At 67.6% G+C, this 25,240-nt stretch carries 23 protein-coding genes; 8 read left to right on the top strand and 15 right to left on the bottom strand.

Annotated elements, in window-relative coordinates:
- Positions 1 to 25: 25 nt before the first annotated feature.
- A complete protein-coding gene (locus ACWEKS_RS27550) occupies positions 26 to 2,818 on the bottom strand; it encodes an AAA family ATPase (RefSeq protein ID WP_452342771.1) in 2,793 nt (930 codons plus the stop codon).
- Positions 2,819 to 2,847: 29 nt separating this feature from the next.
- Here ACWEKS_RS27550 and ACWEKS_RS27555 point away from each other — a divergent pair, with 29 nt between their 5' ends.
- The 4 genes from ACWEKS_RS27555 (at position 2,848) to ACWEKS_RS27570 (ending at position 5,911) form a co-directional block, all read left to right on the top strand.
- A complete protein-coding gene (locus tag ACWEKS_RS27555; RefSeq protein ID WP_452342743.1) occupies positions 2,848 to 3,381 on the top strand; it encodes an LppU/SCO3897 family protein in 534 nt (177 codons plus the stop codon).
- Positions 3,382 to 3,466: 85 nt separating this feature from the next.
- Positions 3,467 to 4,588, top strand: coding sequence for an ABC transporter permease (locus tag ACWEKS_RS27560; protein WP_452342744.1), 1,122 nt, complete (start codon positions 3,467 to 3,469; stop codon positions 4,586 to 4,588).
- The gene (locus ACWEKS_RS27565; protein ID WP_452342745.1) at positions 4,585 to 5,292 is read left to right on the top strand and encodes an ABC transporter ATP-binding protein; all 708 of its coding nucleotides are present in this window, start codon (positions 4,585 to 4,587) and stop codon (positions 5,290 to 5,292) included. Before ACWEKS_RS27560 ends, ACWEKS_RS27565 begins: the two co-directional genes overlap by 4 nt.
- Before the next feature lie 19 nt (positions 5,293 to 5,311).
- Positions 5,312 to 5,911: a TetR/AcrR family transcriptional regulator gene (locus ACWEKS_RS27570; RefSeq protein ID WP_452342746.1), complete on the top strand. Its 600-nt coding sequence runs from the start codon at positions 5,312 to 5,314 to the stop codon at positions 5,909 to 5,911.
- A gap of 169 nt (positions 5,912 to 6,080) precedes the next feature.
- On the opposite strand, the gene ACWEKS_RS27575 is transcribed toward ACWEKS_RS27570, so the two are convergent.
- The gene (locus ACWEKS_RS27575) at positions 6,081 to 6,836 is read right to left on the bottom strand and encodes a murein transglycosylase (RefSeq protein ID WP_452342747.1); all 756 of its coding nucleotides are present in this window, start codon (positions 6,834 to 6,836) and stop codon (positions 6,081 to 6,083) included.
- 208 nt (positions 6,837 to 7,044) lie between these two features.
- On the opposite strand from ACWEKS_RS27575, the gene ACWEKS_RS27580 reads away from it, so the two are divergent.
- A complete protein-coding gene (locus ACWEKS_RS27580) occupies positions 7,045 to 7,413 on the top strand; it encodes a hypothetical protein (RefSeq protein ID WP_452342748.1) in 369 nt (122 codons plus the stop codon).
- 715 nt (positions 7,414 to 8,128) lie between these two features.
- On the opposite strand, the gene ACWEKS_RS27585 is transcribed toward ACWEKS_RS27580, so the two are convergent.
- From ACWEKS_RS27585 to ACWEKS_RS27610, 6 genes are all read right to left on the bottom strand, one after another.
- Positions 8,129 to 9,106, bottom strand: coding sequence for a TolB family protein (locus ACWEKS_RS27585; RefSeq protein WP_452342749.1), 978 nt, complete (start codon positions 9,104 to 9,106; stop codon positions 8,129 to 8,131).
- Entirely contained in the window at positions 9,103 to 10,398 is a 1,296-nt protein-coding gene (locus ACWEKS_RS27590; RefSeq protein ID WP_452342750.1) for an MFS transporter, read from the bottom strand. Before ACWEKS_RS27590 ends, ACWEKS_RS27585 begins: the two co-directional genes overlap by 4 nt.
- A 110-nt stretch (positions 10,399 to 10,508) precedes the next feature.
- Entirely contained in the window at positions 10,509 to 11,360 is an 852-nt protein-coding gene (locus ACWEKS_RS27595; protein ID WP_452342751.1) for an alkaline phosphatase family protein, read from the bottom strand.
- 613 nt (positions 11,361 to 11,973) lie between these two features.
- Positions 11,974 to 12,102 (bottom strand): hypothetical protein, encoded by a 129-nt coding sequence (locus ACWEKS_RS27600; RefSeq protein WP_452342752.1) that lies wholly within the window; start codon positions 12,100 to 12,102, stop codon positions 11,974 to 11,976.
- A complete protein-coding gene (gene ctaD, locus ACWEKS_RS27605; RefSeq protein WP_452342753.1) occupies positions 12,099 to 13,838 on the bottom strand; it encodes an aa3-type cytochrome oxidase subunit I in 1,740 nt (579 codons plus the stop codon). Before ctaD ends, ACWEKS_RS27600 begins: the two co-directional genes overlap by 4 nt.
- Before the next feature lie 132 nt (positions 13,839 to 13,970).
- Positions 13,971 to 15,158, bottom strand: coding sequence for a Rieske 2Fe-2S domain-containing protein (locus ACWEKS_RS27610; protein ID WP_452342772.1), 1,188 nt, complete (start codon positions 15,156 to 15,158; stop codon positions 13,971 to 13,973).
- Positions 15,159 to 15,367: 209 nt separating this feature from the next.
- Here ACWEKS_RS27610 and hsaA point away from each other — a divergent pair, with 209 nt between their 5' ends.
- The gene (gene hsaA / locus ACWEKS_RS27615) at positions 15,368 to 16,531 is read left to right on the top strand and encodes a 3-hydroxy-9,10-secoandrosta-1,3,5(10)-triene-9,17-dione monooxygenase oxygenase subunit (RefSeq protein ID WP_452342754.1); all 1,164 of its coding nucleotides are present in this window, start codon (positions 15,368 to 15,370) and stop codon (positions 16,529 to 16,531) included.
- A gap of 98 nt (positions 16,532 to 16,629) precedes the next feature.
- Here the strand turns inward: hsaA and ACWEKS_RS27620 are convergent, their stop codons facing one another.
- The 4 genes from ACWEKS_RS27620 to ACWEKS_RS27635 all read right to left on the bottom strand — a co-directional run bounded on the left by ACWEKS_RS27620 (position 16,630) and on the right by ACWEKS_RS27635 (position 19,642).
- Positions 16,630 to 17,004, bottom strand: a complete 375-nt coding sequence (locus tag ACWEKS_RS27620) for a VOC family protein (RefSeq protein WP_452342755.1) — start codon at positions 17,002 to 17,004, stop codon at positions 16,630 to 16,632.
- Positions 17,005 to 17,385: 381 nt separating this feature from the next.
- Positions 17,386 to 18,285, bottom strand: coding sequence for a hypothetical protein (locus tag ACWEKS_RS27625; RefSeq protein WP_452342756.1), 900 nt, complete (start codon positions 18,283 to 18,285; stop codon positions 17,386 to 17,388).
- 16 nt (positions 18,286 to 18,301) lie between these two features.
- Positions 18,302 to 19,177 (bottom strand): 3-hydroxyacyl-CoA dehydrogenase family protein, encoded by an 876-nt coding sequence (locus ACWEKS_RS27630; protein ID WP_452342757.1) that lies wholly within the window; start codon positions 19,175 to 19,177, stop codon positions 18,302 to 18,304.
- 135 nt (positions 19,178 to 19,312) lie between these two features.
- The gene (locus ACWEKS_RS27635; protein WP_452342758.1) at positions 19,313 to 19,642 is read right to left on the bottom strand and encodes a hypothetical protein; all 330 of its coding nucleotides are present in this window, start codon (positions 19,640 to 19,642) and stop codon (positions 19,313 to 19,315) included.
- Positions 19,643 to 19,733: 91 nt separating this feature from the next.
- Between ACWEKS_RS27635 and bioB the strand changes: the two genes are divergently transcribed.
- Positions 19,734 to 20,798: a biotin synthase BioB gene (bioB, locus tag ACWEKS_RS27640; protein ID WP_452342759.1), complete on the top strand. Its 1,065-nt coding sequence runs from the start codon at positions 19,734 to 19,736 to the stop codon at positions 20,796 to 20,798.
- A gap of 48 nt (positions 20,799 to 20,846) precedes the next feature.
- Here bioB and ACWEKS_RS27645 read toward each other — a convergent pair whose 3' ends face one another.
- The 3 genes from ACWEKS_RS27645 to ACWEKS_RS27655 form a co-directional block, all read right to left on the bottom strand.
- Entirely contained in the window at positions 20,847 to 22,046 is a 1,200-nt protein-coding gene (locus ACWEKS_RS27645) for a cytochrome P450 (RefSeq protein ID WP_452342760.1), read from the bottom strand.
- 83 nt (positions 22,047 to 22,129) lie between these two features.
- Positions 22,130 to 22,720: a TetR/AcrR family transcriptional regulator gene (locus ACWEKS_RS27650; protein ID WP_452342761.1), complete on the bottom strand. Its 591-nt coding sequence runs from the start codon at positions 22,718 to 22,720 to the stop codon at positions 22,130 to 22,132.
- A 100-nt stretch (positions 22,721 to 22,820) separates the two neighbouring features.
- Complete coding sequence (locus ACWEKS_RS27655) at positions 22,821 to 23,675, bottom strand: COG4705 family protein (RefSeq protein WP_452342762.1); 855 nt, start codon at positions 23,673 to 23,675, stop codon at positions 22,821 to 22,823.
- Between the two features lie 284 nt (positions 23,676 to 23,959).
- Here ACWEKS_RS27655 and ACWEKS_RS27660 point away from each other — a divergent pair, with 284 nt between their 5' ends.
- Entirely contained in the window at positions 23,960 to 25,105 is a 1,146-nt protein-coding gene (locus tag ACWEKS_RS27660) for a methyltransferase (RefSeq protein WP_452342763.1), read from the top strand.
- Positions 25,106 to 25,240 lie beyond the last annotated feature (135 nt).

Below are 25,240 nucleotides of genomic sequence, written 5' to 3' on the forward strand. Positions count from 1 at the left end.
TCGGCGACTTCGCGCTCCCGCTGGCTCAGTCTTGTCTCGCCGGCGACCGTTCGATGTCCTGCGAGACGACGCTGGACGGCTGTCGCGGCACGTTGCAGTTCCGTGGCTCCGGCGGCCGCGAATTCGGTGCGCGCGGCGGCAATTCGGCCGGTGGCGGTGGTGAAATCGCCGCGCTGCCCGGCGATCTGCGCCGCCACCAACAGGGCCTGCGCGCGGAACACCGGCATATCGGCCCGCGCGTACGCTTCGGCGGAGTCCTCGGCGGCCCGTTCGGCAGAGATGAGATCCCCACGCGCGCAGAGGTATCCGGCCCGCGCGCGGGCTGCCGCTGCCAAGGCGCCGGGTAAGCCGAGGCGCTCGGCCACATCCTCAGCCTGGGCCAGCAGGGTTTCGGCCGCGTCGAGGTCACCTCGATCGAGGCGCTCAGGCACGCGACAGAGAGCTCGGCCGCTCGCATCGGGTGCAAGCGGCCGCCGCGCGCTCCGGCGCCTTGTAGCGACTCCGCCCGTCCAGGCCGTACTGGGTCACCGCGGAGCGGATCTCGCGGTTGTGGTCCTGGCGGCGGACCAGGGCACAGGTTCGAATCTTCGGACGTTGGAGCTGCGGGTGTGCGAGGGCTCGGTTGTTGGGTGGGCAGATCATCCAGGTTGAGGCGGGCGGCCAGTTCCAGGAGGGCGGCTTCGACTGCGCCGCGCCACCAGCGGACGGCGGGGCGGGGGAGGGCGTTGAGGTCTCGCCAGCATTGGATGACGTCCGCGCGCGGCGAAGTTGCTTCCAGGACACGGAGTTTGAGGGCTCCGGCCAGTGGGGCGATACCTGGGTACGCGTAGAGTTCGGCGGTTTCTACGGCGTCATCGGCGGCGGCGAGGGCGTCCGCGTAGCGTCCCAGCTTGGCCAGCGAGTAGGCCTGTACCGTCAGGAGTTCGGGGAGGATGAAGCTGCGGCCGCGGCGGCGGCTGACGCGGATGGCGCGCTCGATGTGAGAAAGGCCGGTGCGCTGGTCGTCGAGAAAGTACGCCATCCAGCCGAGGGCGGAAACGGCGTGGATGCCGTCGAGCAGCTGAGTGTCGGTGAGCTGCGCGAATTCCCGCTCCGCGACGCGGTAGTCGGCTTCGGCGGCGCGCAGGTCGAGGTCATTGAGCCGGCCCATGCTCCGCAGTGTCACCGCGGCCGCGCGCATGGCCGGATCGTGCACGGCTTCGGAGGTGAACAGCTGCCGGACTCGTTCCGCGCCTTCGGCGTCGTGGTTGTCCTGGATCTCCAGGATGGCCAATTCCAGCCGGGCGGGCCCGTGTTCGTGACTTCCGGGCCGAGAGACCAACCGGGTCAACAGGTTTCGCGCGCTGTCCACGCGCCCGAGGATCCGCTCGCAGCGCGCATAGAGGAGAACCGCTTCGACCTGCTCGGGCGTGGGATCGCCCGCAGTGCCCGGCAGCAGGGATTCGAGGGTCTCGCGCGCGGATTCCGCGGATCCCGACAGCAGCAGCGCCCGGCCGAGCAGGACGCGGGCCGGAACATCGGCGCGCCCACCTGAATCCGGCTGAGCGTCGAGGGCGGCGGCGATCCAACGGGCACTGGCGGCCGGATCGGTACCGAGGGCCTGCTCGGCGGCGCAGAGCAATTCGGCCGCGGCGAGCTCGTCGCGACCCAGAGCGTGTTCCAGGTGGCGGGCCCGGGCGAGGACGGGTGCATCCTTGGCGCGGAGCACCTGTGCCGCGCGAGCATGCGCGGCCGCTCGCCAGCCCTGCCCGGCCAGCCGGTACGCCGCCGCGCGCACCAGCGGATGGCGGAAGCTCACCAGGCCGGTGGTGACGCTGACCCAGCCGCGCAGTGTGAGATCGTCGATCGCCTCGCGCAGGTCGGCCGGTGCGACTTCGGCCGTGCCGCAGAGCAGTTCCACGTCATCGGTGCCGCCGCACACCCCGATCGCCTGCGCGACCAGCCGCTCCCGGACGGGCAGGTGTGCCAGTTCGGCCCGGATGGTCCGGTCCAGTGCGGTCTGATCCGCCGGTGCCGCGGCCGGATCCTCGGCTCGAATCGTGGCGTCGAAATCGGCCGGGGTGAGTTCGGCGAGCAGTCGCAGATACAGCGGATTGCCGTGCGCCGCCGCCACCACCTGCGTGCACCGGCCCGCCGGCAGCTCCGGCAGCAGCGCTCTGGCGTCGGCATCGGACAGCGGCGGCACCGCGAGGTGTCTGCTCGCGACACCCGGTGCGCGCAGCGCGGATCCGAGCGATTCCGGAAATTGCCCTTCGCGGTAGGCCAGCACAATACGAGCCGATTCCGGCCGCTGCCGAATCAGCAGTGCCAGCACCCGCATCGAGGCGGCATCGGCCCAATGCGCATCGTCGATGATCAGCAGCGTCGGCGTGGCTTCGAGCCGCTGCCGAATCCATCGGGCCGAGTCCCGGGTGTCCGTCCCGATTTCGCTTTCCGTGCCGCCCAGTCGATCCGCGATATCGCGCACGAGATAGTGCGGTGTGGGCTGATCGTATTCGGTGCCCGCGACGGCGACCGTCCGCCACCGGCCCGGCTCGAGCCCGTCCGCGAATTCCGACAGCAGCCGCGATTTTCCGATTCCGGCCGGGCCCTCCACCAGGAATACGCCGTCTCCACCGGGAGCGTGGCAGGCCGCGTTCAGGGTGGCGAGTTCGCGGGTGCGGCCGACGAATGGCTGGATCGCGCACTCCTTTCCGAGTGAACGGCCTTCAGGCGAGCCTAACTCGGCACTCTCGCCTCCCGGCCGCGGCCCCGATCCCGTGGTTTCACGGATGCTGTGGCGTGCGGAAACGGGTTGGGTAGTCCGGGTTCGATCGATTGGCGAGTGGGAGAGGTACGTAGCTTCACATGCAGAGGATTTCGTCGAGTGCGCGGCGGCTGGTCCCCGTGATCCTGGCCATTCCGGCCCTGGCCCTGGCGGGTTGTTCCGCCGTGCAGAAGGGCGCCGATGTGGTCAAGGACGCGGGCAAATCCGATACCGGTCGCTCGAAGGTCGGCGACTGTATCGATGTCATCGAAGGCTCGATGATCGATTCCAAAACCGCGCCGGTGGACTGCGGTTCCCCGAAGGCGGTGTACCAGGTCGCCAAGGTCTACAGCAGCAAAACCGATTGCGCTGCCGACTACACCTCGTACGAGGAAACCCTCAATGGCATGTCCATGGCATATCTGTGCCTGGCCCCGAATTTCAAGCAGGGCGCCTGCTATCACGAGAGCATGCTGACCGGATACCAGTACGCCGAATGCGGCGCCTCCAACGCCAGCTTCCAGGTCTTGGCCCGCATCGACGGCCAATCCGACGAAACCCTGTGCGGCGAGGATGCGGACAGCGTCATCACCCTGGCCGAGCCCCGGACCACCTTCTGCCTGAAGAAGGTGTGACCCCCTCGGATTTTCCCGACGCACTGTCGGTAACATCCCGACGGTGCGTCGGTAAAAGTGCCCGGCGCCGGACAAAGGAGTTCGGATGTTCCTGGCGGTGCGCGAACTGTGGTTCGCGCGAGCGAGATTCGGGTTGATGGCCGCGGTCGTCGCCCTGATCGCGGTGCTCATCGTGATGTTGGCGGGCCTGTCGTCGGGCCTGGTCGACGACGGTGTCTCGGGATTGAAGGCCATGCCCGTGGACGCCTTCGCCTTCGCGCCGAAGACCGAGACGGAATCGGCCTTCACCCGCAGCACGGTCGACGACGGACAGGTCGCGGCCTGGCGCGGGCGCGGCGATGTCGCCGATGCGGCGCTGTTCGGAAACACGCTGGTCAATGCGAAGACCGGCAACGGGGTCGCGATCGATCTCGCGCTGTTCGGGGTCGAGCCGGGGTCGTTTCTGGCCCCGAGCCCGGCAGCGGGGTCCGGGCTCGGGGCGCCGGACGGCATCGTGGTCAGCCCGACCACCCTCGACAAGGGCGTCCGCATCGGCGATGTGGTGATCATCGACCGCATCGGCACCACCCTGCGGGTCGTCGGCGCGACCGCCGAACAGCGCACCTTCGGGCACGTGAACGTCGCCTATGTGCCGCTGCGACTCTGGCAGGAGATCCACGCCGGACTGCGGCCCGGCGACATCGCCCGGCCGGAGATCTATCACGAGGCCAATGCCGTGGCGCTGCGCGCGCGGCCCGGCGGCATCGATCTGGCGGCGGGGGATCGTGCCGCGGGCACGCACGCCATGACACTGTCGGCCTCGTTCGATGCTTCTCCCGGCTACTCGGCCGAAATGTCGACCATGACCCTGATCCGGGTCTTCCTCTACGCCATCTCGGCCCTGGTGGTCGGCGCGTTCTTCATGGTCTGGACGGTGCAGCGCACCCACGAGCTGGCGGTGCTGCGGGCGCTGGGTGTCTCCATCGGATATCTGTTGCGCGACAGCCTGATCCAGGCTGCGATCGTGCTCGTCGCCGCGACGGCCGCCGGGGTCGGCGTGGGAGTGGGCGGCAGCCGGTTCGTCGGCGGCATGCCCTTCGCTCTCGAACCCGGCGCGGTCGCGGTCGGTGCGGTACTGCTGATCGTGATGGGCATGCTGGGTGCGGTGCTGACCACGTTGCGCGTCACCCGGGTCGACCCGCTCGAGGCGCTGGGGGCGCAGCGATGACCGTCGAATCGATTGTCCGCCAGGGTATCTCGCTCAGCGATGTCTCGCTGACCTTCGGCAGCGGCGACCATGCCGTGGCGGCCCTGGACCGCATCGACCTGACCGTGCGGGCGGGCGAGCTGCTGGCCGTCGTGGGACCGTCCGGATCGGGCAAATCCACGCTGCTCGCGGTCGCGGGCGGGCTGGCCCGGCCCGACACCGGGCAGGTGCTGGTGCACGGCACCGAGATGACGACCCTGTCCCGGCGGCAGTTGGCGCGATTCCGCCGCGAGCACATCGGGTTCGTGTTCCAGACCGGGAATCTGATTCCCGCGCTGACCGCCCGCGACCAGGTGCGGCTGCTAGATCGCACCGGCGGGCGGAAGCGCGGCACCGCACCAGCTTCGAGCGGCCCAACGGATCCGGGCGCCCTGCTCGCCGCCGTCGGCATGGCCGCGAAGGCCGGGCGGCGGCCGCATCAGCTCTCCGGCGGGGAACGCCAGCGCGTCGGCATCGCCCGCGCGCTCGCGACCGACCCGACGCTGCTGCTGGTGGACGAGCCGACCGCGGCGCTGGATCGCGCTCGCAGCCACGAGGTGATCGAGCTGCTGGCCCGGCAGACCCGCGAGCGGAAGGTGGCCACCATCATGGTCACCCACGATCACGACATCCTCGGCCACTGCGATCGGGTGCTCACCCTGGTGGATGGGAGACTGAGCGGGTAACCCCCGACGAGGAGATCAGGTGCCGAGGATCCAAGCCGCCACGCTCGCCGAACATCGCGAGGCGCAACGCCGCGCCCTGCTCGACGCCGCGCGCGCCATCCTCGCCGAGGACCCGGCCCGCCCGCCCACCCTCACCGAGGTGGCGGCGCGCGCCGGGCTCGCCCGCCCCAGCGTCTACCAGTACTTCTCCTCCCGCGATCAGTTGCTCGCCGAGCTGCTGGCCGATACCTTCCCGCAGTGGGCGCGGCGGGTGGCGGAGCGGATGGCGGCCGCGTCCGGCCCGGCCGATCAGGTTCTCGAATACGTCCGCGCCAACCTGGAATTGGTCGCGAGCGGTGAGCACGCCCTGGCCCGTGTGCTCACCACGATCATCGACGACGATATCGCCGCCTACAGCCGCGAACTGCACGACGAACTCCGCACCCCGCTGATCGCCGCGCTCGAGACGGCCGGTGCGGCCGACCCGGCCGCCACCGCCGGACTCATCGACGGCATCGTGCATGCGGCCTCGCGCATGCTCGAGAGTGGTCAGGACGCCGACCGGACTGTCACGGCCGCAACGGAATTGGTCGCGCCCTACCTGTCGGCGCTGTCGCCGGGCGCGGCCGGGCGGCGCTGAATCCGCAAGCGGGAAGCTCGCGCAAGGCCGGGTGAGGCCGTGCGGGCGGGGGCACGGCCTCACCGGAGTGCGAACGGCTGCAAGGGGAGTCAGCCTCCGCACGATCGGGGCGGCCGCGATCGAGGTTCTCACCGTCGGCACCAGCGACTGCGAGACAGAGCCATTGGACTCACGGTTTCTGGTAGCCGGTTGCGGCGTTGCGTACTTGGTCGACGTAGACGACGGAGTGGTTGTAGGCCAGGATGGCCTGTCGCCAGCCACGGGCGGTGGCCAGGTCGCCGCCGGCCGCGCACAGGTAGCGGCCTGCGGCCAGGGCCGCGTCGTCGACATCGTCCGGGCTACCCGAAAGATCGCTGGTGGCCGCTGGTTTGCCGGTCTGCAAGGTGCTGGCGAGGGTGTTGTAGTCCGTGCCGGCGCGCACACCCCAGCGTTTCCAGGTGTCGGGGATGAACTGGAACGGACCCATTGCGCGGGCATATACCGTGTGCCCGGCTCGGGCCGTGGCGGTGGGATCGACGATCCGGGCGTTGCCGCCGGTGCCGTCCAGGGCGATTCCGCGGATCGGTGGCCGCACCAGACCGTCGGCGGCGATGGTGGCACCGCCGAATCGGGCGTGATCGCTTTCCACACGGGCGATTCCAGCCAGGGTGACCCAGCCGAGATGGCATCCGGGCTGCGCCTTCGACATGGCCACCGTCGCGTATCCGTAAGCCTGCATCGCGCGCACTGGAATTCCGTATTCTTCCGACCGCGCTCGGGCCCAGTCACGCAGCTGGTCGAGCGGCTGCTCGACCGCGTCGAGGCGAATCGCCGGTACCGGCTCACCCGCACGGGGCGGCAGCGGATCGGGAGTTCGATCGGATGCGCCGCATCCCGACAGGATTGCCGCACTCGCGGTCACCAGCAGCGCCGGGAGCGCTGTCATCACACCCCGGCCGCGCGGGCCAGGCGGAGAGGAATTCGTCATCGGCCCTCGAAATTCACTGTTGCAGTGGGTCTTCCATCCGGCCTACTTGGCCGGGACCGGCGCAGACGTCGTGGGGTTCGGCTTCGTGGGCTCGGGCGCTGTTGGGTGACGCGGAGTCGTGGTCGGTGGGTGCGCAATCGTCGGCTGGGACGGTGGCGGTGCCGGCTTGCGGCCGGTCGTCCTGGTGGTTGGCGGTGACGTCGGAGTGCGTCGGTCCGTTGTGGTTGTCGGCTTGCCGGACGGTGTCGTCTGCCCGGCGCTGGTCGGTGTCGTCCCGCCGATCGACGTCGTGGTTGTCGGGACGGACGTCGTGGTTACCGGAATGGACGTCGTGGTTACCGGAATGGACGTCGTGGTTACCGGGAGGGACGTCGTAGTTGTCGGGACCGCTTGTGGTGTCGTCGGGATGACGGTTGTTGTCGCTGTCTGGATTGGCGAGGGACTCGTCGACAGGTCAGTGGTGCTGACGGGGGCGGCGACTATCGGAACGGTGGTTGTGGTGATGGGATCCTGGCTGGGGCTCACGCCGGGCTGAACAATCTGGCTCGCGTCCGATGGCGGGGCGACCTGCACCGAAAAACCCCCGCTCGCACTGATACTCGCGCTGAAGGACGGACCGGGCGCGGGGGTGGAGGTCGGGGTATCGGTGGTCGTGGTGGCCGGATCGCTCGCGGTGGGCTCGGTCGACTCGCCGGTGGCCGGGTCGGTCGCCGGGGCTGCCTCGCCGCCGAGGGTGTCCGTTGCCGCGGCGTCATCCGGAACGTCTATATCATTCGGGGTTTCCGATACGTCGGCGACATCGCTGACGGCTCCGACCTGGGTGGTCGAATCCGCCTCGTTCGACGTCTCGGAGACATCCGACGACGCCAAAACATTGCTCGCCCTTTCGTTTCGCCGCGAATCCGTTGCCAACACCGACCCTCCGATGAGGAGCGCGATCAGCGCCGCGGCAGCCGCGGCGTGGGGCAGATGCCGGCGCGCATCGCGGACCGTGAGATGCGGCAATTTCTGCCGAAGGTCGAGGAATCCGGTGGACCGTTGCCCCGAGTCCGACGATCCGGACCGGTCGTCGGATACATTGTCGCCGTTCTCGGGAGTGCGGATGAATTCGGTGGCATCGGTATCAGGCGTACCGGCGGGTCCGTTTGCGCGGGAATTGTTTCGGCCGGGTTCGTTGTCATCCAATGACTGCATCAGGAATTTTTTCTTTCCGAAATGACTTCTGCCCGTCAGGACTTCCGTATTTCTGGTCAGCCGAGTGCCGCCGGGGATTCGGCATGCGGGATGAGTAGCCGCGAACTGCCCGAGCCGTCGGCCGGGACCGCCCAGATATCCGAATCGGCGCCCCGCGCAATGGCGTAACCGATCGTGTTCGAATCCAGCCAGGCCGGCTGGTCGTCCACGCTGCGGGTTTCGGCCAGCGGGGTCCGCGTGCCCGAGGCCAGGTCCAGTACGGACAGCCGCCAGCCCTTCTCGGGGTTCCCGTCGATCGCCGACTTGAAGGCGATCCGCCGGCCGTCCGAGGACAGCGATGGGCACTCCACGTTCTGCGCGATGGTGCGAATGCTCTTCGCCGCGATATCACCTTGCACGAGGAACCGGCGTCCGTCGGTGGCCATCGTGGCGTAGAAGGTGTTGTCGTCGGCGGCGAACGTGATACCCCAGAAATTGAGATCGGCCGCGGTGTAGGGACGACCGTCCAGGGTCACCGGGAGGAATTCCAGTGAGTCGATCATGTCCCCGGTGTCGAGGTCGATCAGTCCGGCGCGGGTGGAGAACCGTCCGTTGTTGTACGAGTCGCCCGCCACGAATACCGTCCAGGCCACCAGCCGCCCGTCCCCGGATACCCGGGTGCGGTTGGGCACGCCGACCAGCGGGATCTCCCGCTTCACAGTGAGCGTGCTGTCGAGGATGGCGGCCTGGAAGGTGGAGAGCGCGCCGTCCTGCCGTAAACAGACGCCGGTGCCGCCCGCCGCGTGGACCCGCAGGCAGTCGAGCGCGGATACCGAACGTGGCCCGCCCGGATCGTCCGGGGCCACCATCGCCAGGTGGCCCTTGCTGTCGGGTGCGGTGCTGCGGAACAGAATTCGTGGCCCGCCCGTGAGACTCAGCGCGTCGGATGCCGATACCGCCGGCGGCGTGCGGGTCGTCACGAACACGCCGTAGCCGACCGCGACGGCGGTCAGGAGCGCGGACCCGAGCAGTGCGAGCAACATTCGCCGAGTCATGCGTGCTCCTCGGCGAGGTCGCGGCTGTCGGCAACGTCGGTGTTCGTGGCCGGGATGCCGCGCAGCAGGAGACCGAGGAGGAGCACAGCCAGCGCGACCAGAACCGCGGCGACCCGGCTCGCGCTCGCCGGTCCCCACACCGTCCAGGCCAGCCCGAACAGCACCGAGGACACCAGGTAGGACAGCGCCTGTCCGGTCTGGATCATCGCGATTCCCGTGGTACGCAGGGATTCTGGCAGGACCGGGCCGGCGAGCGCTATGAGTACCCCGTCGGTGGCCGCGTAGAACAGGCCGTAGAGGGCGAGCACCACCAGGAGGAGAGCAGTGCCGCCGAACGGCCCGAACAGCAACAGATACACCAGCACCAGCGCGGTGTAGCCGCCGAGTACCACCTTCAGTCGGCCGATCTTGTCGGCGAGTATGCCGAGTGGCGTGGCCAGCAGCAGATAGGACAGGTTCGTGCCGACGGCCAGCAACGGGAACCAGTTGACGCTCAGGTGTTCCCGGTGTTGCAGCAGGAGGTAGACGAAGCCGTCGCCGATGGTCACCATCCCGGCCAGGCAGGCGGCCAGTACCAGTCGCCGCACCGGCGCCATCGCGATGAGGCCGCCCAGCGCCGAGGCCGACACCGTGCCCTTGGGTGGCTGTTCGTCATGGTGATCCCGAACGAACAACACCAGTACGAGGACACCGAACGCGGCGATGCAGAAGCTGGCGACGAACACCGCGTCATAGGCCTGCGCGGTTGCGGCGAGGATGCCGAGCGCGACCAGCGGCCCGGTGAACGCCCCGATCGTGTCCATAGTCCGGTGCACGCCGAACGCACGGCCGTACAGCTGCGGCGGGGTGGACAGGGTGATCAGCGCGTCACGTGGCGCCGTGCGCAGGCCCTTGCCGGCGCGGTCGATCGCGATCACCGCGCCGATCGCGCCGACGGCACTGCCCGCGGCCGGCAGCCCGAGTTTGGCCACCGCCGACAACCCGTAGCCCAGGCCGGCGATCAACTTGCGGCGGCGCGTCGAATCGGCGATGTATCCGCCGACCAGCCGCAGCAGCGCCGTCGCCCCGGTGTAGGCGCCGTCGACGACGCCGTAGACGGCGGGGCTCAGGTGCAGCGCGACGACCAGGTACACCGGCAGGACCGCGGTCATCATTTCCGAAGAGATGTCGGTGACCAGGCTGACCGTGCCGAGCGCGAACACGTTGCCGCTCAACAGGAAGAACACCTTCCTGCGCGATGGTTTCGCGCCGTCGTCCCCGGCATGCGGACGGTCGATCGTGGACAGGTACATGGGTGTGCCACCTCAGTGTGTTGGCGGGAGCCGCTCGCGGACACGCCGTCGGCATGCCCGCGAGCGGGGTGATTACCAGCTACCGATCAGTCGCGGACAACCGCGAATGGTCAGTTCCACACGTTGGTGATCTCGGCGGCCGAGTTCAGGTGGGACAACCCGTACGCACTCTCGATGGTGCTCAGGACGTTGTAGTGGTTGATCTGGTTGGAGAAGCTGCCGACCTGGGTGTGCGCGCCGACGAACGTGGTGAAGATGTGGTTCGACGAACTGCCGTTGTCCTCGTCGAAGGTGACGATGAGCAGGCTGTTGTGCGTCTTGGCCCACTGCGCGTAGGCGTCCATGTTGTTCTTCAGCCAGGTGTCACCAGTGCCGATCGAACAGTCGTGCATGTCGTTGCACAGGTTGGGCGCAATGTACGAGACCGTCGGCAGGCTCGCGTAGTTCGACGAGTTCGGGAAGTCGCTGTACATGAGATTGCTGGTCGCGGGCACGTTGCTGAAGAACGGCGCGGCGTTGTGCTTGCGCGCGTACTGGCCGCTGGTGCAGCCGGTGTAGCCGTCCGAGGGCATGCTCTCGGAGTAGCTCTTGAAGCTCTTGCCGGCGGTGATCAGCTGGTTGGCAATGTTGTTGCCGCTGAAGGTGTGCGGGCAGCTGTCGTCGGTGATGCCCTGGGTCGACCCGGAGAACATCGCCAGGTAGTTGGGCTCACTCGGGTGAGTGACCCCGAAGGACTGGGTGAATTTCGCACCCTGGCCGGCCAGGCTGTTGAAGTACGGCGCGCTGGAACTGCCGTTGATCTGCGAGTACGAGTGGTTCTCGAACATCACCAGCACGATGTGATCGAACACGGGCACGGTCGTCACCGCCTGGGCGGTGGGTGAGGTGACAACGGCCGACGTCGTCACACCGATGAAAGCTGCGGCCGCGAGCAGTGCGGGCACAATGCGCTTCCTGAACACGAATCCTCCTGAAGGATAACCAACCCTGGCACAGCCAGGTTCGGGAAATCCTGGAGCCGACCCGTGGCATCGAGCCCAATGTTTCGAGGCCAGTGGATGGTCGAAAAGTGAACAGATAAAGCGCGGAAGCCATTGTCTGACCAATGTGCTTGTTGGTCAACTGATCTCAAATGTTCAACTGGTCAAATGACCGCGCAATAGCTGGACGAATGATTCGAAATCTGTTGTCGAGTATTCGTTTTGTGTTCCGACGCGAGTTTGTTTTTTGTTTCCGATGTTTGTCGCGTTCATGCGTATGTCGACTCGGGCTGGATTCCAGTGCTTCCGAAGATGATCCGCCCGGAATGTGTTGCGCCACACACAGTTCCGGTCCGGGCCCGCACCCGCCACGACAGACTCGCTCCGGCCGCATGTGCCGGACAGGCTGCATCACAAGCGATCTCGTGCGGCACGCTTCTGGCGTGCCGCCCACTCGGCCCTGTCGTCAAGCCGAGCCGGCTGAATCGGCGGGCGCGGACCCTCGTGAAAGGGCCGGTGAGGCCGCGCGGGCGGGGGTGCGGCCTCACCGGAGTGCGAACAGCTGCGAGGGGAGTCAGCGTCCGCACGATCGGGGTCAGCGACCCTGGGCGAGGTGGGTCAGCAGGATCAGGCCGCCGATCAGCGTCAATCCGGTCAGCATGACCAGGGCGCCATAGGGCAGGCGGGGAATCCGGAAGGTCGAGAGTTGCTGGGGCCTGGTCATTTCGCCTCCATGGGCGTGGTCTCGGTGACGTGGTGGGCGGTCGCGCCCCAGCCGACGTGGGCCTCGGCGCGCATGCGGTCGACCATGTGCGGGTAGTGGAGTTCGAAGGCGGGGCGCTCGGAGCGGATGCGCGGGAGCTCGTAGAAGTTGTGCCGTGGCGGCGGGCAGGAGGTTGCCCACTCCAGGGAGTTGCCGTAGCCCCACGGGTCGTCCACGGTCACGACCTCGCCGTAGCGGTAGGACTTGAAGACGTTCCACAGGAACGGCAGCATCGACGCGCCGAGCAGGAAGGCGCCGATGGTGGAGACCTGGTTCAGCAGGGTGAAGCCGTCGGAGGGCAGGTAGTCGGCGTAGCGCCGCGGCATGCCCATGTTGCCCAGCCAGTGCTGGGCCAGGAACGTCAGATGGAAGCCGAGGAACGTGGTCCAGAAGTGCCACTTCGCGAGGCGTTCGTCGAGCATGCGGCCGGTGATCTTGGGGAACCAGAAGTAGATGCCCGCGAAGGTGGCGAACACGACCGTGCCGAACAGGGTGTAGTGGAAGTGCGCGACCACGAAGTAGGTGTCGGACAAATGGAAATCGAGTGGCGGTGAGGCCAGGATGACGCCGGACAGGCCGCCGAACAGGAAGGTCACCAGGAAGCCCAGCGAGAACAGCATCGGGCTCTCGAAGGTGAGCTGTCCCTTCCACATGGTGCCGATCCAGTTGAAGAACTTCACGCCGGTCGGCACCGCGATGAGGAAGGTCATGAACGAGAAGTACGGCAGCAGAACGGCTCCCGTGGCGTACATGTGGTGCGCCCACACCGCGATGGACAGCGCCGCGATGCCCAGTGTCGCGTACACCATGCCGGTGTAGCCGAACAGCGGTTTGCGGCTGAACACCGGGAAGATCTCCGACACGATGCCGAAGAACGGCAGCGCGATCACATACACCTCGGGGTGCCCGAAGTACCAGAACAGATGCTGGAACAGCATGGTTCCGCCGCTGGCCGGATCGTAGATGTGCCCGCCGAGGTGCCGGTCGTAGTACAGCGCCAGGGCGGCCGCGGTCAGCAGCGGGAACACCAGCAGCACAAGGAAACTCGCGACGACGACGTTCCAGGTGAAGATGGGTAGCCGGAACATGGTCATGCCCGGGCAGCGCAGGCACACGACGGTGGTGAGCATATTGACCGCGCCCAGAATGGTTCCCAGGCCCGAGACGCCCACCCCCAGGATCCACAGGTCCGCGCCGACACCTGGGGAGTGGATGATGTCCGACAGCGGCACATACGCGGTCCAGCCGAAATCGGCCGCACCGCCCGGGGTGACGAAGCCCGCGGTCGCCATGGTCGCGCCGAACAGATACAGCCAGTAGCTGAGCGCATTGAGCCGTGGAAACGCGACATCGGGCGCGCCGATCTGCAAGGGCAGCAGGATATTCGCGAATCCGAAGATGATGGCGGTCGCGTAGAACAGCAGCATGATCGTGCCGTGCATGGTGAACAGCTGGTTGAACTGTTCCGGCGACAGGAACTGCATGCCCGGCTGCGCCAGCTCCGCGCGCATGATCAACGCCATCAGCCCGCCGATCATGAAGAACGCCATCGAGGTCATCAGGTACATCTGCCCGAGCACCTTCGGGTCGGTCGTGCTGACCATCCGGTACAGGAATGTGCCCTTGGGCGATCGCCGCACCGGATGCGGACGCGTGATCTCCGGCGCTGCTGGGGTTTTCGGTGATATCGCGGTCACCCAGCGCACGGTAGTGAGCTGCGGGGTAGCCGGTGAATCCCCAATGGACGGTTTGAGGACCTTCGATGAGCGATCGAGGACCTTGGGCCGTGCCGCCGGTGACCTTCGAACCGAGATCGTCCTCGAACTGGGCTAGGGTGCGGTGGCCGGGATCACATCGCGCCGGCGCAGGTTCTCGGCGACCTCGAGCTCCCAGACCTCGTTGGCCCGCGAGGTGTCGACTTCGAACTCGAAGCGTCGCACCGATTTCGGGTCGACATCGGCGACGTCGACGTAGAACTGCTCGTACCAGCGGCGCAGCTGGTAGACCGGGCCGTCCTCGTCACAGAGCAGTGGGTTCTCGATCTTGGACTTGTGCTTCCAGATCTCCACGTCCTGCAGGAAGCCCTCGCCGATGCCCTCGGTCATCCTGTCCGCCAGGCGGTTCGCGGTGTCTGCCGGTACGCCCGTGGGTCTTTCCAGCGTGATGCCGTACTGCAGGACGAAGGAGTCCTGGGTGACCGGGTAGTGGCAGTTGACCAGGACGCTGCGGACCTCGAAACCGCCGTAGACATTGAGCAGTGGATTGATCATGTAGGCGGGCCCGAAGTACGAGGCCTCCGATTTCAGCAGCGTGTCTCCGCGGTACTTGGTCGCCATGCCGACGTCCGGGCGGCCCTTGGTCTCGAGGTACTGCGTCGCGACATGGCCCTCGAAGACGTTCTTGAAAAATGTTGGGAACGCGTAGTGGATGTAGAAGAAGTGGGCCATGTCCACGATGTTGTCGATGATCTCGCGGCAGTTGGAGCCCTCGATGAGGATCGAGCGCCAGGTCCACGGGGTCCAGTCGGGGGAGAGCGTTGCCGCGGAGTTGCCTTCGGCGTCGGTGTACGGTCCCCGGATGGTCGGGATGGTGACCTCGTCCGGTGGCGGGCTGCCCTCGTGGTCGTGCCAGACGAAGAGCTGGCCGTTGCGCTCGAGCGTGGTCCACGCGTGGGTGCGGGCCAGCGGGGGTACCCGCCGCGCGTAGGGAATGCCGGTGCAGCGGCCGTCGCCGTCCCAGCGCCAGTCGTGGAACGGACAGGCGATCCGGCCGTTCTTGACAGTGCCCGTCGACAGGTCGCCGCCGAGGTGGCGGCAGTAGGCGTCCAGCACCCGCAAATCGCCGGTATCGTCGGCCCAGACGGCCAGCTTGGTGCCGAAGGCATTGACCGAGTGGGGTTTCCCGTCCCGGAACGCGTCCGCCAGGCCCAGGCAGTGCCAGCCGCGGGCGTAGCGGGTCGGCATCGTGCCCACGTCGATGTCCCGGATCTTTCTGCCGAACCCGCGTGATGTCGCCATCATACCCTCCTATGTCTAGAACCAGTTGCAAATTTGTGTCAGCTTCCGATCGGTGAGGGCATCCACGAAATGGTCGAAAGACCCTTCTTTTAGGGATTTCCGTCCGCTTGCCGCGAACCTCGAGCTGCTCAATAGTGACTGGAACGTGTTCTAGAAATGTGGCGAAGAATGTGCGGTCGCCACCTGACCGGTCAGGAGAACCCGGCGAGATGACCCGTGAAATCACCGCGCGCGTCGAGGCTTTGGTGCCGACCCTGCGCGAGCGCGCCCAGCGGACCGAGACGTTGCGGCGCATTCCCGACGAGTCGATCGAGGACCTGCGGGAGGCGGGATTCTTCACCCTGATGCAGCCGCGGCAATGGGGCGGATGCGCCGCAGATCCGGTGGTCTTCTACGACACCGTGCGCACCCTGGCGAGCGCCTGTGGATCCACCGGCTGGGTGGCGGGGATCCTGGGGATTCACAACTGGCACCTGGCGCTGTTCGATCAGCGTGCGCAGGACGATGTCTGGGGCCACGACAGCGACGCGCGGATCGCCTCGTCGTACGCGCCGATGGGCGCCGGTGCCGTGGTGGACGGTGGCTATCTGGTCAGCGGTTCCTGGGCATGGTCTTCCGGGGTGGACCACGCCGACTGGGTCTTCGTCGGCGGGCCGGTGCTCGAGGACGGCAAGCCTGTCGACTTCGGCTCCTTCCTCATCCCGCGCAGCGACTACTCCGTCGACGACGTGTGGAACGTGGTCGGTCTGCGTGGCACCGGATCCAATACGGTTGTCGTCGAGAACGTCTTCGTCCCGCGGCACCGCTTCCTGAGCTTCGGTGTCATGAACTCGCTGACATCGCCCGGGCTGCGGCGAAATTCGGAGCCGGTCTACAAAATGCCCTGGGGGACAATCCATCCCACCACGATCGCCACGCCGATCGTCGGCATGGCCTACGGCGCCTACGCGGCCCACGTCGAGCATCAGGGCAAGCGGATCCGGGCCGCGTACGCCGGCGAGCACGCCAAGGACGACCCCTTCGGCAAGATCCGCATCGCCGAATCCGCCAGCGACATCGATGCCGCGTGGCGGCAGTTGTCCGGCAATGTCGCCGACGAGTACGCCCGGCTCCGGGACGGCGGGGAGATCCCATTCGCCCTGCGCGCCCGCGCCCGCCGCGACCAGGTCCGCGCCACCGCCCGCGCCATCGCCGCCATCGACCGGCTCTTCGAGGCCGCCGGGGCCGGCGCCCTCGCCGACGACACCCCGCTGCAACGCCTCTGGCGCGATGCCCACGCCGGACGCGTCCACGCGGCCAACGACCCCGAACGTGCCTACGTCATGTACGGGAACCACGCTTTCGGACTTCCGGTAGGGGACACCATGGTGTAGTCGGATCGGGTCGGCGGCGGGTCCTGGATCAGGCCCCGCCCGCCAGACGAAGGACCAGAGCGCCTGCGCCGGATCGCCGCGGCGGGGGCCTGCCGTCGTCAGCTCGGGATGGATTCGATCTTGGCCGTGTCGAATTCGACGTATTCGATGCGTGCGCCGCCGGGGTGCCGCACCGTCAGATTGCGGCCGGTGGGAACGTCGTTCGGGCCGTCGAGGACGTCGCCGCCGAGGGTGGCGATGATCGTGAGCACCTCCTCCAGGTCGTCCACGATCACGGTGGCGTGTGTTTCCCGGTAGGGGGCAAGGGCTTCCGGGGTTCCGGCGATGAGCAGGTAGGCGCCGATCCCGGCCAGTTCCAGCTCGCGGTACGCGAAGCGGAGCCGGGGCTGCTCACCGGTGAGCGCGGTGAACGTGGGCAATGCGGCGTCCAGATCGTCGATGTAGACGCGGGCCAGGGTGCTGAGGACCGTCACTGCGAACTCATTTCGATATTTCCGAATCAACGAAACGAACGTAAGCTGGTGCCCGGGTCATGTCAACCGAACGAGGAACCCGATGCCGCCGCTTACCCAGCCGAATACCGCGAACCTGGACCTGGTGACGGTGCTGCACGCCCTGGGGGACCCGATCCGGATGGAACTGGTCCGCCTAATGGCCGTCCACGGCGAAATCTCCTGCAGCCCCGATCATCTCGTAATCCCGAGATCGACCCTGTCGAACCATTGGCGCACCCTGCGCGAGGCCGGCCTCACCGTCACCCGCGTCGACGGCAAGGCCCGCTACATGACCCTGCGTCGGGCCGACATCGACGAACGATTCCCCGGCGTGCTCGACGCGGTGCTCGGGTCCCTCCCTCAGAGGTCTGCCAGTGCCAGTCCGGTGAGTGCGCCACCGGGGCGGGCGATTTCGGTGTCGATACCGTCGTCGAGGTCGACGAGGCGGATCGCACCGCCGAGATCGCTGACGTAGAACCGGGATTCGCTGATCGCCACCACGCCGATGGCCTCGCGGTAGCCGCTGGACAGGATGGTCACCGGACCCGGAACCGGGTCGACCGAGGCGCGGTTGAGGGTATTGCCCGCGGGTTCCGCGCCGCGATCGGTCCACAGCAGGTTCCCGTCGCCGGACAGTGCCAGGTCGATCGGTTCGGGGAGGTCGTGCCAGAGCACCTCGATATCGGTACGGGCCGCGGGGGAGGTACCGGTGGGGAGTTCCAGTGGCGCGCGGAAGATGCGGCCTTCACCGGCCTTCGGTGCGCCCTTCTGGGTCCAGTAGAGGTGGCGGCGGTCGAGGTCCAGGCAGATGCCGACCGGCCAATTCCGGGACTGCACAGCGTCTTCGGGGCCTGCACCGGTGACCACCAGCGGGTGCAGCTCGCCCCCGGCGAGATCGCAGGTGAGGACCTGCATGCCCTCGCGGTCGCACCAGTACAGGCGGCCGGTGGCGAAATCGGCGGTGAGCTGCTTGCCGGTGGTGAACGCGCCGGGCGGCACGATCACGGTGCGATTGCCGCCGTCGAGGTCGGCGCGTTCGAGCATGCCGGTCCGGTGGAAGAACACGGGTTCCGTGCCGGGTCCCGGACGCATGTCGGGTGCGCCCATGCTGGTCCAGTACACGTGCCCGCGATCCTGATCGACGGCAACGCCGTCGGGATAGGCGTCCAACCCGGTGATCAGGGTGCGCACGTCACCCCCGTCGAGCGAGATCGCGTGCATGGCACGGGCTTTGAGGTCGAGCGCGAGCAGATGTTTCATCGCGGCCTCCTGCGGGTCACTGCCGATTCGGGTCGGGGTAGTCGTCGTAGAAGCCGGCGCCGGATTTCACGCCCAGCTTGCCGTCGGCGATATAGCGCTTCAGCAGAACGCGTGGGCCCTCGGGCAGATGCGGATTCTCCTGGGCGTAATGCTCTTCGATATCGAGCACCACATCGAGGCCGACGCTGTCCATCATCCGGAACGGCCCCGCCTTGGTGCCGAAGTTCAGCGTGAACATGGCATCGACGTCCTGCGGGGTCGAGACGCCCTCGTAGACGACCTCGAGCGATTCGCGTTTCAGCGCCGCCCAGATCCGATTGAAGATGAAGCCGGTGCTCTCCTTGCGGCACAGGAAGGGATGCAGACCGTATTCGGGGAACGTCGACATGACGAAGTCGATGATCTCGGGCGCGGTATCGCCATCGGACATCACATCGAGCGTCGTCGACGCGGGCGGCATGTAGAAGTGGGTGTTGAGCATCCGGTCGCGGGTCGAAAGCCCCTCGGTGAACAGCCTGCTCGCATACGACGACGAATTCGACGAGACGACCGCATCGACCGCGCACAGTCCGTCGAGCTGACCGAAGATCGACTTCTTGAGGTCGAGCCGCTCCGGCACCGCCTCCACCACCAGCCACGCCTCCGCCACCGCATCGGCCAGGTCCGGCACATAACTCACGATCCCCGGCGTGCCGCCGTCGATATGGGCGGCCACCGTAGGCAATTCACCCGTCGCGTACCCGGCGGCCTGCGTCCCCTGCGTCCCGTTCGGATCGGTGATGAGCACGGTGCCGCCCCGCGTGGCGAACATCAGCGCAATGCGCCGACCCAGCGTTCCCGCGCCGATCACGGCCACCGGCCGGGTGCGATAGTCCTTCGGTATCGCAGCCATTCCCCGCTCCTTCGATGAAAGGTCCGAGCTGTGGATTCGCGTTATCGATCGCTATCACGGTAGCCGGGTCGGCTCGGCTCCCGGCGGAGCCGCCGCATTGTCGGCGCGGTGGGCGCGGTGCGGCCTGTGCTCACGTCAGGAAGAAGCCGACGAGTTGATCCGAGATCGGTGGGCGGTCGGCGGGCCGATTTCGCCGACCGTCCGCTGCCAGGTCGATCCGTCCGGGGCGAACTGGGGCAGGGGTGCGCCGGAGCCGGGGATTCCCGAGCGCCGCAACAGGATTGCGATCACCGGACGGCTCAGGGCGGCGAGTTCGTGGGCGGGCCGGTTGCCGTGGACGCGGATGCCGAGGTCGACCTCGGCGAGGGCGCGCGGACCGTGGCGTTGCCCTCCTGCTTCCCGATCCCGAAGCCACCGATCCTCCGGACCGGCTGTCCGGGCGCTCGGTCTGTGAATATTCGGCAAACTTCACCCACCTCGGACTGCTAGTTATCACAAAAAGCCACGTCAAACCAATACTTGAACGGTGTTCAAGCTCGAGGTAGATTGCCTTGGCATGACTGATGGACTGTTGAATCTGTTGGTGGACAAGGCGTTACGCCGAACGGCCCCGACCAGGGCGGAGGCGCTGGCGTTGCTGAGCGGCGCGCAACCGCTCATCGACGTCGTCGCGGCGGGCTCGCGGGTGCGACACGAATTCTTCGGCGCGCGCGTCAAACTCAATACGATCGTCAATATGAAGAGCGGCCTGTGCCCGGAGGACTGCGGGTACTGTTCGCAGCGGCTGGGCTCGGCATCCGGTGTGCTGAAGTACTCCTGGATCGCGCCCGAGGAGGCCGCGCGGGTCGCCGGGCAGGCGATTGCGGGCGGGGCCAAGCGAGTGTGCCTGGTCGCCAGCGGGCGCGGGCCCGGCGAACGGGATCTGACCAGAATCGAGCAGACCATTGCCGCCATCACGGCCGACCATCCGCAGGCGGAGATCTGCGTGTGCCTGGGTCTATTGGGGGAGGGGCAGGCCGAGCGGCTCGCGGCGGCCGGGGCCCACGCCTACAGCCACAACCTCAACACCTCCGAGGCGCGCTACGCCGACATCTGCAGTACGCACACCTTCGACGATCGCGTCGACACCGTGCTGCGGGCGAGCGCGGCCGGGCTGTCGCCTTGTTCCGGAGCGATTTTCGGCATGGGGGAGTCGGACGAGGACATCGTCGATCTGGCCTTCGCGCTGCGGGCGCTGGACCCGGACTCGGTGCCGGTCAACTTCCTGATCCCGTTCGATGGAACGCCGCTGGCCGGACAGTGGGAGCTGACGCCCGACCGCTGCCTGCGCATCCTGGCGCTGTTCCGCTTCTTCTTCCCCGACGTGGAGGTGCGGCTGGCCGGTGGCAGGGAGCTTCACCTGCGCGGCCTGCAACCGCTGGCGCTGCACCTGGCCAATTCGATCTTTCTGGGCGACTACCTCACCAGCGAGGGGCAGCCCGGAGCCGACGATCGGCAGATGATCACCGATGCCGGGTTCACCATCGAGGGCGCGCAGGAGCAGACCCTGCCGCCGGCGCGCCACGACCTGGTCGCGGTGCGCAAACGTGGTGCCGGGACGGATCTTCCGGCGAACGCGTAGGTGTTTCGCCGTGGGCGGCTGGCCGACAGGGCCGCCCACGGCCGGGCACTACCAGACGACCGGCAGCGCTTTCGGGCCGCGCAGCAGCATGCCCGACTTCCATTCCACTTCGTCGGCCGGCACCGCCAGGCGCAGGTTCGGGAAGCGGCGCAGCAGGGCGGTCAGCGTCACGTGCAGTTCGAGGCGGGCCAGTTGCGCGCCCACGCAATGATGGAAGCCGTGGCCGAAGGCCAAGTGCGAGTTGTGATGTCGGGTCAGGTCCATGGTGTCCGGATCCGGGAAGACGGTCTCGTCGCGGTTCGCGATCGCCAGATCCACGAAGACGGCCTCGCCCGCGCGAATGAGCGTGCCCGACAGTTCGACATCCTCGACGGCGATGCGCGGGAACGCGCCGCCATTGCCGAGCTGGATGTAGCGGAGCAGCTCCTCGATGGCGGCCGGGACGAGATCGGGATCCGCACGCAGCCGGTCCCATTCGCCCGCGGTGAGCAGGACATAGACGAAATTGGCGATCTGATTGGCCGTGGTCTCGTGACCGGCGACCAGCAGGGTGAGGCCGAGCGTGATCAGTTCGTCCTCGCTGAGCCGGTCATCGTTGTCGCGGGCCGCCACGAGTGCGCCGAGCAGATCATCGGCGGGGTGGGCGCGGCGCTCGGCGATCTGCTCGGTCAGGTATTCGGCGACGGCGGCCAACGCGGCCACCCGTTCCTCGTCGGGGACGGCGGTCGTGGACATGATCGCGTCGGAGAAGTCGCGGAAACGATGCTGGTCCTGCGGTGGCACGCCGAGCATTTCGCAGATGACGGTGACCGGCACCGGGAGCGCCAGCGCCTCCACCAGATCGGCGGGTGAGCCGGCCGCGGCCATGGCCGTCAGCATGTCCTCGACGATCTCCTCGGTGCGCGGGCGCAGCTCCTGCACGCGACGGGTGGTGAACGCGGTCATGGTCAGCTTGCGGAGCCGGGTCAGCTCCGGCGGGTCCATGCTGGTCGGAATGTTCGGCATGGCCGGTGTCTCGCGCACCCGCGGCACATCCTCGCGACCGACCGTGGCGGCGCGGCCGAACCGGGGATCGCTGAGCACCGAGCGCACGTCCGCGTAGCGGGTGACGAGCCAGGCCTCGCCGCCGTAGGGCAGCCGGACACGGGAAATCGGTTCCTCGCGGAGCAGTTTCAACGCCGTCGGATGCGGATCGAGCCGGACCGGATCGCCGAACGGATAGTGGCGGACTTCGGTAGGTGTGGTCACGCGAAACTCCTTCTGGTGTAAGCAAATGCTTACACCGGTCGATCGTAGGAGTGCGCCACCCAACCGTCAACGCTCGATTTCCGTTATGACGGAGGGAAATTCGTACTCACCCGGTCCAGCAGGACACGTGCCGAACGCAGGACCTGATCGGCGACAATGGCCGGGTCGGCGCTCGCCAGCGGCTCCCAGTGATAGACCGATCGCAGCAGACCGATGCCCAGCAGCCAGGCCACCACCAGATCGGCCCGCAGTTCGGCGTCCGGGCCGTCGCCGAGTTCGGACAGCGCCCGCACGTATCGTTCGTCCAGCTCTCGCCGGATCACCGACACGCCGCTGGCATGTCCGCTCGATCGCAGTGCGGCCTGCAGCCAAAGCTGTTGATCCGCTGCGGTATTCAGCATCCCGGCCAGCAGCCGGCCGAGCAGCTCGTCCGCGGGGCCTTCCGACAGCACCCGATGGCCGCGATCCGCGACGACCGCCCGGAACAGCTCGTCCTTGTTTCCGAAGTATCGGAACAGCAGCGCCTGATTCGCTCCGGCCCGGGCCGCGATCTCGCGCACGGTCGTGCCCTCGAAACCCTTCTCGGCGAACACCTCCCGCGCCGCGGTCAGCAGGGCCGAACGGGTGGCATTGGCATCCTTGTGCCGTCCGCTCGTGTCGCTCCCGGTATCCATTCGCCCTCCGATGTCGCCGCGCCGCCGCGCGGCTCGTACGCCGTCGGCTCCTGCCGCGACCATAGACTCGGCGGCGACGGCAGTGCCGGGCTACCGCGTCTCACCCTTCGCGTCGGAGACCACCGGCGGTGCGCTCCGCATCGACGGCGGCGACGCCCACTCGATCCGGTTGGAGCCCGGTCACGGTGCGTATTCTCTTGTAGCTGTAGGTGATTCCCGCGACGAGAATGATCAGCAGGACAGCGGTGGTGCCCCAGGTGCCGAAACCGAGCCCGCCCTTGTCGTGCGATTTGGACAGCAGATCGCCCACCGTCGCACCGAGCGGCCGGGTGAGGATGAACGCAAGCCAGAACAGCAGGACCCCCGAGATCCGGGTCAGGTAATGGGCGGCAAGCAGGGCGGCCATGACCGCGGCGATGAGCAACGCGCCCCCGCCGTAGCCGAGCCCGGAGCTGTCGGAGAGGTAGTCGCCCAGGGAAGTACCCAGTGTGTTGGACAGCAGAATGGCCGCCCAGTACAGCAGTTCGCCACGCGTGCTGGTGATTCCGGTGACGTCGTAGGTCTGGCCGCTGAGCTTCCAGATGACGAAAACGACGACCAGTCCAGTGATCAGGACCGCCGCGCCCGCGCCGTAGCCCAGGCCGCCGTCGGTGGAGGTGCCCGAACCCGGGCCGCGATTGAGGAAATCGGAGATGGTGGTGCCGGCCGTGCTGGTCGCGGCGATCACGGTCCAGTACAGCGCGGGATGGAACCGGCGGGCCCGCAGCTGGGAGACCAGGCTGACGGCGAAGATACCCAGAAACAGCATCGACGCCGCCGCATAGCCGAGGTTCAGGGTCTGGGCCAGCAGATCCCCACCGGTCTCGCCGAGCGTGGTCGCCGCGATCTTCAGCACCCAGAACAGGGCGGTGACCTGGGGGAGCTTGTAGTTCGTATGCGGTTGCGCCGCGGGCATGCGGATCCCTTTCGAACAGTCGGTTACCGGACACCGGGAAGTCTGCCCGGCAGTCGCTGAGAAGGCGCTGAGACACGTCCGATCCGGGCGTGTGCGATCATGGCGACGGACATCTGACGGAGGGACCGACCGTGGGCATGGGAATGGTGCTGGGCGACAACCGCTCCTGCGCTTCGATGCGGGAACGGTCCGAATCGCCCTCGTTCTGACGGAAAGTCGCTCTCCGGACTCCTGCCTCGAAGCGTCGCCGGTCCCAGGCACCTTCGTTTCCGCAGGAGTTCGTCATGTCCACCCTCAGCTGGACCGAGAATCGATCGGTCTGCACCGCCCACTGGCATTCCGAGAACGGGGCTCCGGCCCCGGCCCGCATCGTCGTCGCCGACGACCGCATGACCGCGCAGACCGCCCACCGGCTCGCGCGGACGGGCACGGGCCTGGTGTGGCGCGGGGATTTTCACAATGCTCGCCAGTTGCTGCGAGCCCTCGACCGTCGTCTGCGGCGCGCCGCGCGGCCGGGTGGGCGCGAAAGCAGTCCGGCAGCGGCGTTCCAGCAGCAGCGTGCCGCGCAGGCCGAGCGCGCCAAGATACTCGGCAGGCTGCTGATCGTGCTCGAACCCGGTTACTCTCTCGAGCTACGGCGTGCGCCCGATGTTCGGTCGGCGTGCGAACACGCATACGCGGCGGTCCGCCCGAATTGCCCCGCTATCCAGCGGATGTGCGTGTCGCTGACCGAGTTGCTCGGGGTGCTCAGCGCCTATCAGTGGCATCGGAACGGCGTCGAGATTCCCGCGCTGGGGGCGCGCATCCATCCTGACTACGGCGTGTTCTCCCCGGTTCGTGGCGAGTACGTCGATCTCGTCGCCGGCGCGCCGTTTCCGGCGAATGCGCAGCGGCCCTCGGTATTCGATCTCGGCACGGGGACCGGGGTGCTCGCCGCGGTCCTGGCCCGGCGCGGTGCGCGGGTGACCGCCACCGATATCAATCCTCGCGCGGTGGCCTGTGCCGAGGCGAACCTGGACCGCCTCGGCCTCACCGCCCTGGTTCGGGTCGGGCATTCCGATCTGTGGCCCGAGGGTCGTGCGGACCTGATCGTCTGCAACCCGCCCTGGCTGCCGGCGCACCCGACCTCAGCGCTGGAGCTCGGCATCTACGACCCCGGATCGACTGTGCTGCATCGCTTCCTGGACGGATTGCGCCACCACCTCGCCCCGCACGGTGAGGGCTGGCTGATCCTCTCCGACCTCGCCGAACGCCTCGAATTGCGCAGCCGGGACGAGTTCCGTGCCCGTATCGCCGCTTCCGGGCTGCGCGTGGCGGCCCGGTACGACACACCTCCGCGGCATCCGCGAGCGTCGGACAGCAGCGATCCTCTGTACGAGGCCCGGCGGGGTGAGGTCACCTCATTGTGGCGACTGGTGCCAAACGACTGATCGGTCCGAGCGGTGGTGCCGGCTCCCCCCTACCGGAGCCGGCGCCACCAGGGTGTCGGGCGGTGCTTGTGCCATTCCAGCTCCGATTCCAATTGGGCCGCAACGGAAACCAGGAGCGGTTCGGAGTTGGCGGGG

This window comes from Nocardia sp. NPDC004711 (genome assembly GCF_053601595.1).

Excerpts from the sequence above, each read along its gene's own strand:
- ACWEKS_RS27555 (WP_452342743.1), top strand. The coding sequence starts at position 2,848 with ATGCAGAGGATTTCGTCGAGTGCGCGGCGGCTGGTCCCCGTGATCCTG.
- ACWEKS_RS27560 (WP_452342744.1), top strand. The coding sequence starts at position 3,467 with ATGTTCCTGGCGGTGCGCGAACTGTGGTTCGCGCGAGCGAGATTCGGG.
- ACWEKS_RS27565 (WP_452342745.1), top strand. The coding sequence starts at position 4,585 with ATGACCGTCGAATCGATTGTCCGCCAGGGTATCTCGCTCAGCGATGTC.
- ACWEKS_RS27575 (WP_452342747.1), bottom strand. The coding sequence starts at position 6,836 with ATGACAGCGCTCCCGGCGCTGCTGGTGACCGCGAGTGCGGCAATCCTG.
- ACWEKS_RS27585 (WP_452342749.1), bottom strand. The coding sequence starts at position 9,106 with ATGACTCGGCGAATGTTGCTCGCACTGCTCGGGTCCGCGCTCCTGACC.
- ACWEKS_RS27590 (WP_452342750.1), bottom strand. The coding sequence starts at position 10,398 with ATGTACCTGTCCACGATCGACCGTCCGCATGCCGGGGACGACGGCGCG.
- ACWEKS_RS27600 (WP_452342752.1), bottom strand. The coding sequence starts at position 12,102 with ATGACCAGGCCCCAGCAACTCTCGACCTTCCGGATTCCCCGCCTGCCC.
- ACWEKS_RS27610 (WP_452342772.1), bottom strand. The coding sequence starts at position 15,158 with ATGGCGACATCACGCGGGTTCGGCAGAAAGATCCGGGACATCGACGTG.
- hsaA (WP_452342754.1), top strand. The coding sequence starts at position 15,368 with ATGACCCGTGAAATCACCGCGCGCGTCGAGGCTTTGGTGCCGACCCTG.
- ACWEKS_RS27625 (WP_452342756.1), bottom strand. The coding sequence starts at position 18,285 with ATGAAACATCTGCTCGCGCTCGACCTCAAAGCCCGTGCCATGCACGCG.
- ACWEKS_RS27630 (WP_452342757.1), bottom strand. The coding sequence starts at position 19,177 with ATGGCTGCGATACCGAAGGACTATCGCACCCGGCCGGTGGCCGTGATC.
- bioB (WP_452342759.1), top strand. The coding sequence starts at position 19,734 with ATGACTGATGGACTGTTGAATCTGTTGGTGGACAAGGCGTTACGCCGA.
- ACWEKS_RS27650 (WP_452342761.1), bottom strand. The coding sequence starts at position 22,720 with ATGGATACCGGGAGCGACACGAGCGGACGGCACAAGGATGCCAATGCC.
- ACWEKS_RS27655 (WP_452342762.1), bottom strand. The coding sequence starts at position 23,675 with ATGCCCGCGGCGCAACCGCATACGAACTACAAGCTCCCCCAGGTCACC.
- ACWEKS_RS27660 (WP_452342763.1), top strand. The coding sequence starts at position 23,960 with ATGTCCACCCTCAGCTGGACCGAGAATCGATCGGTCTGCACCGCCCAC.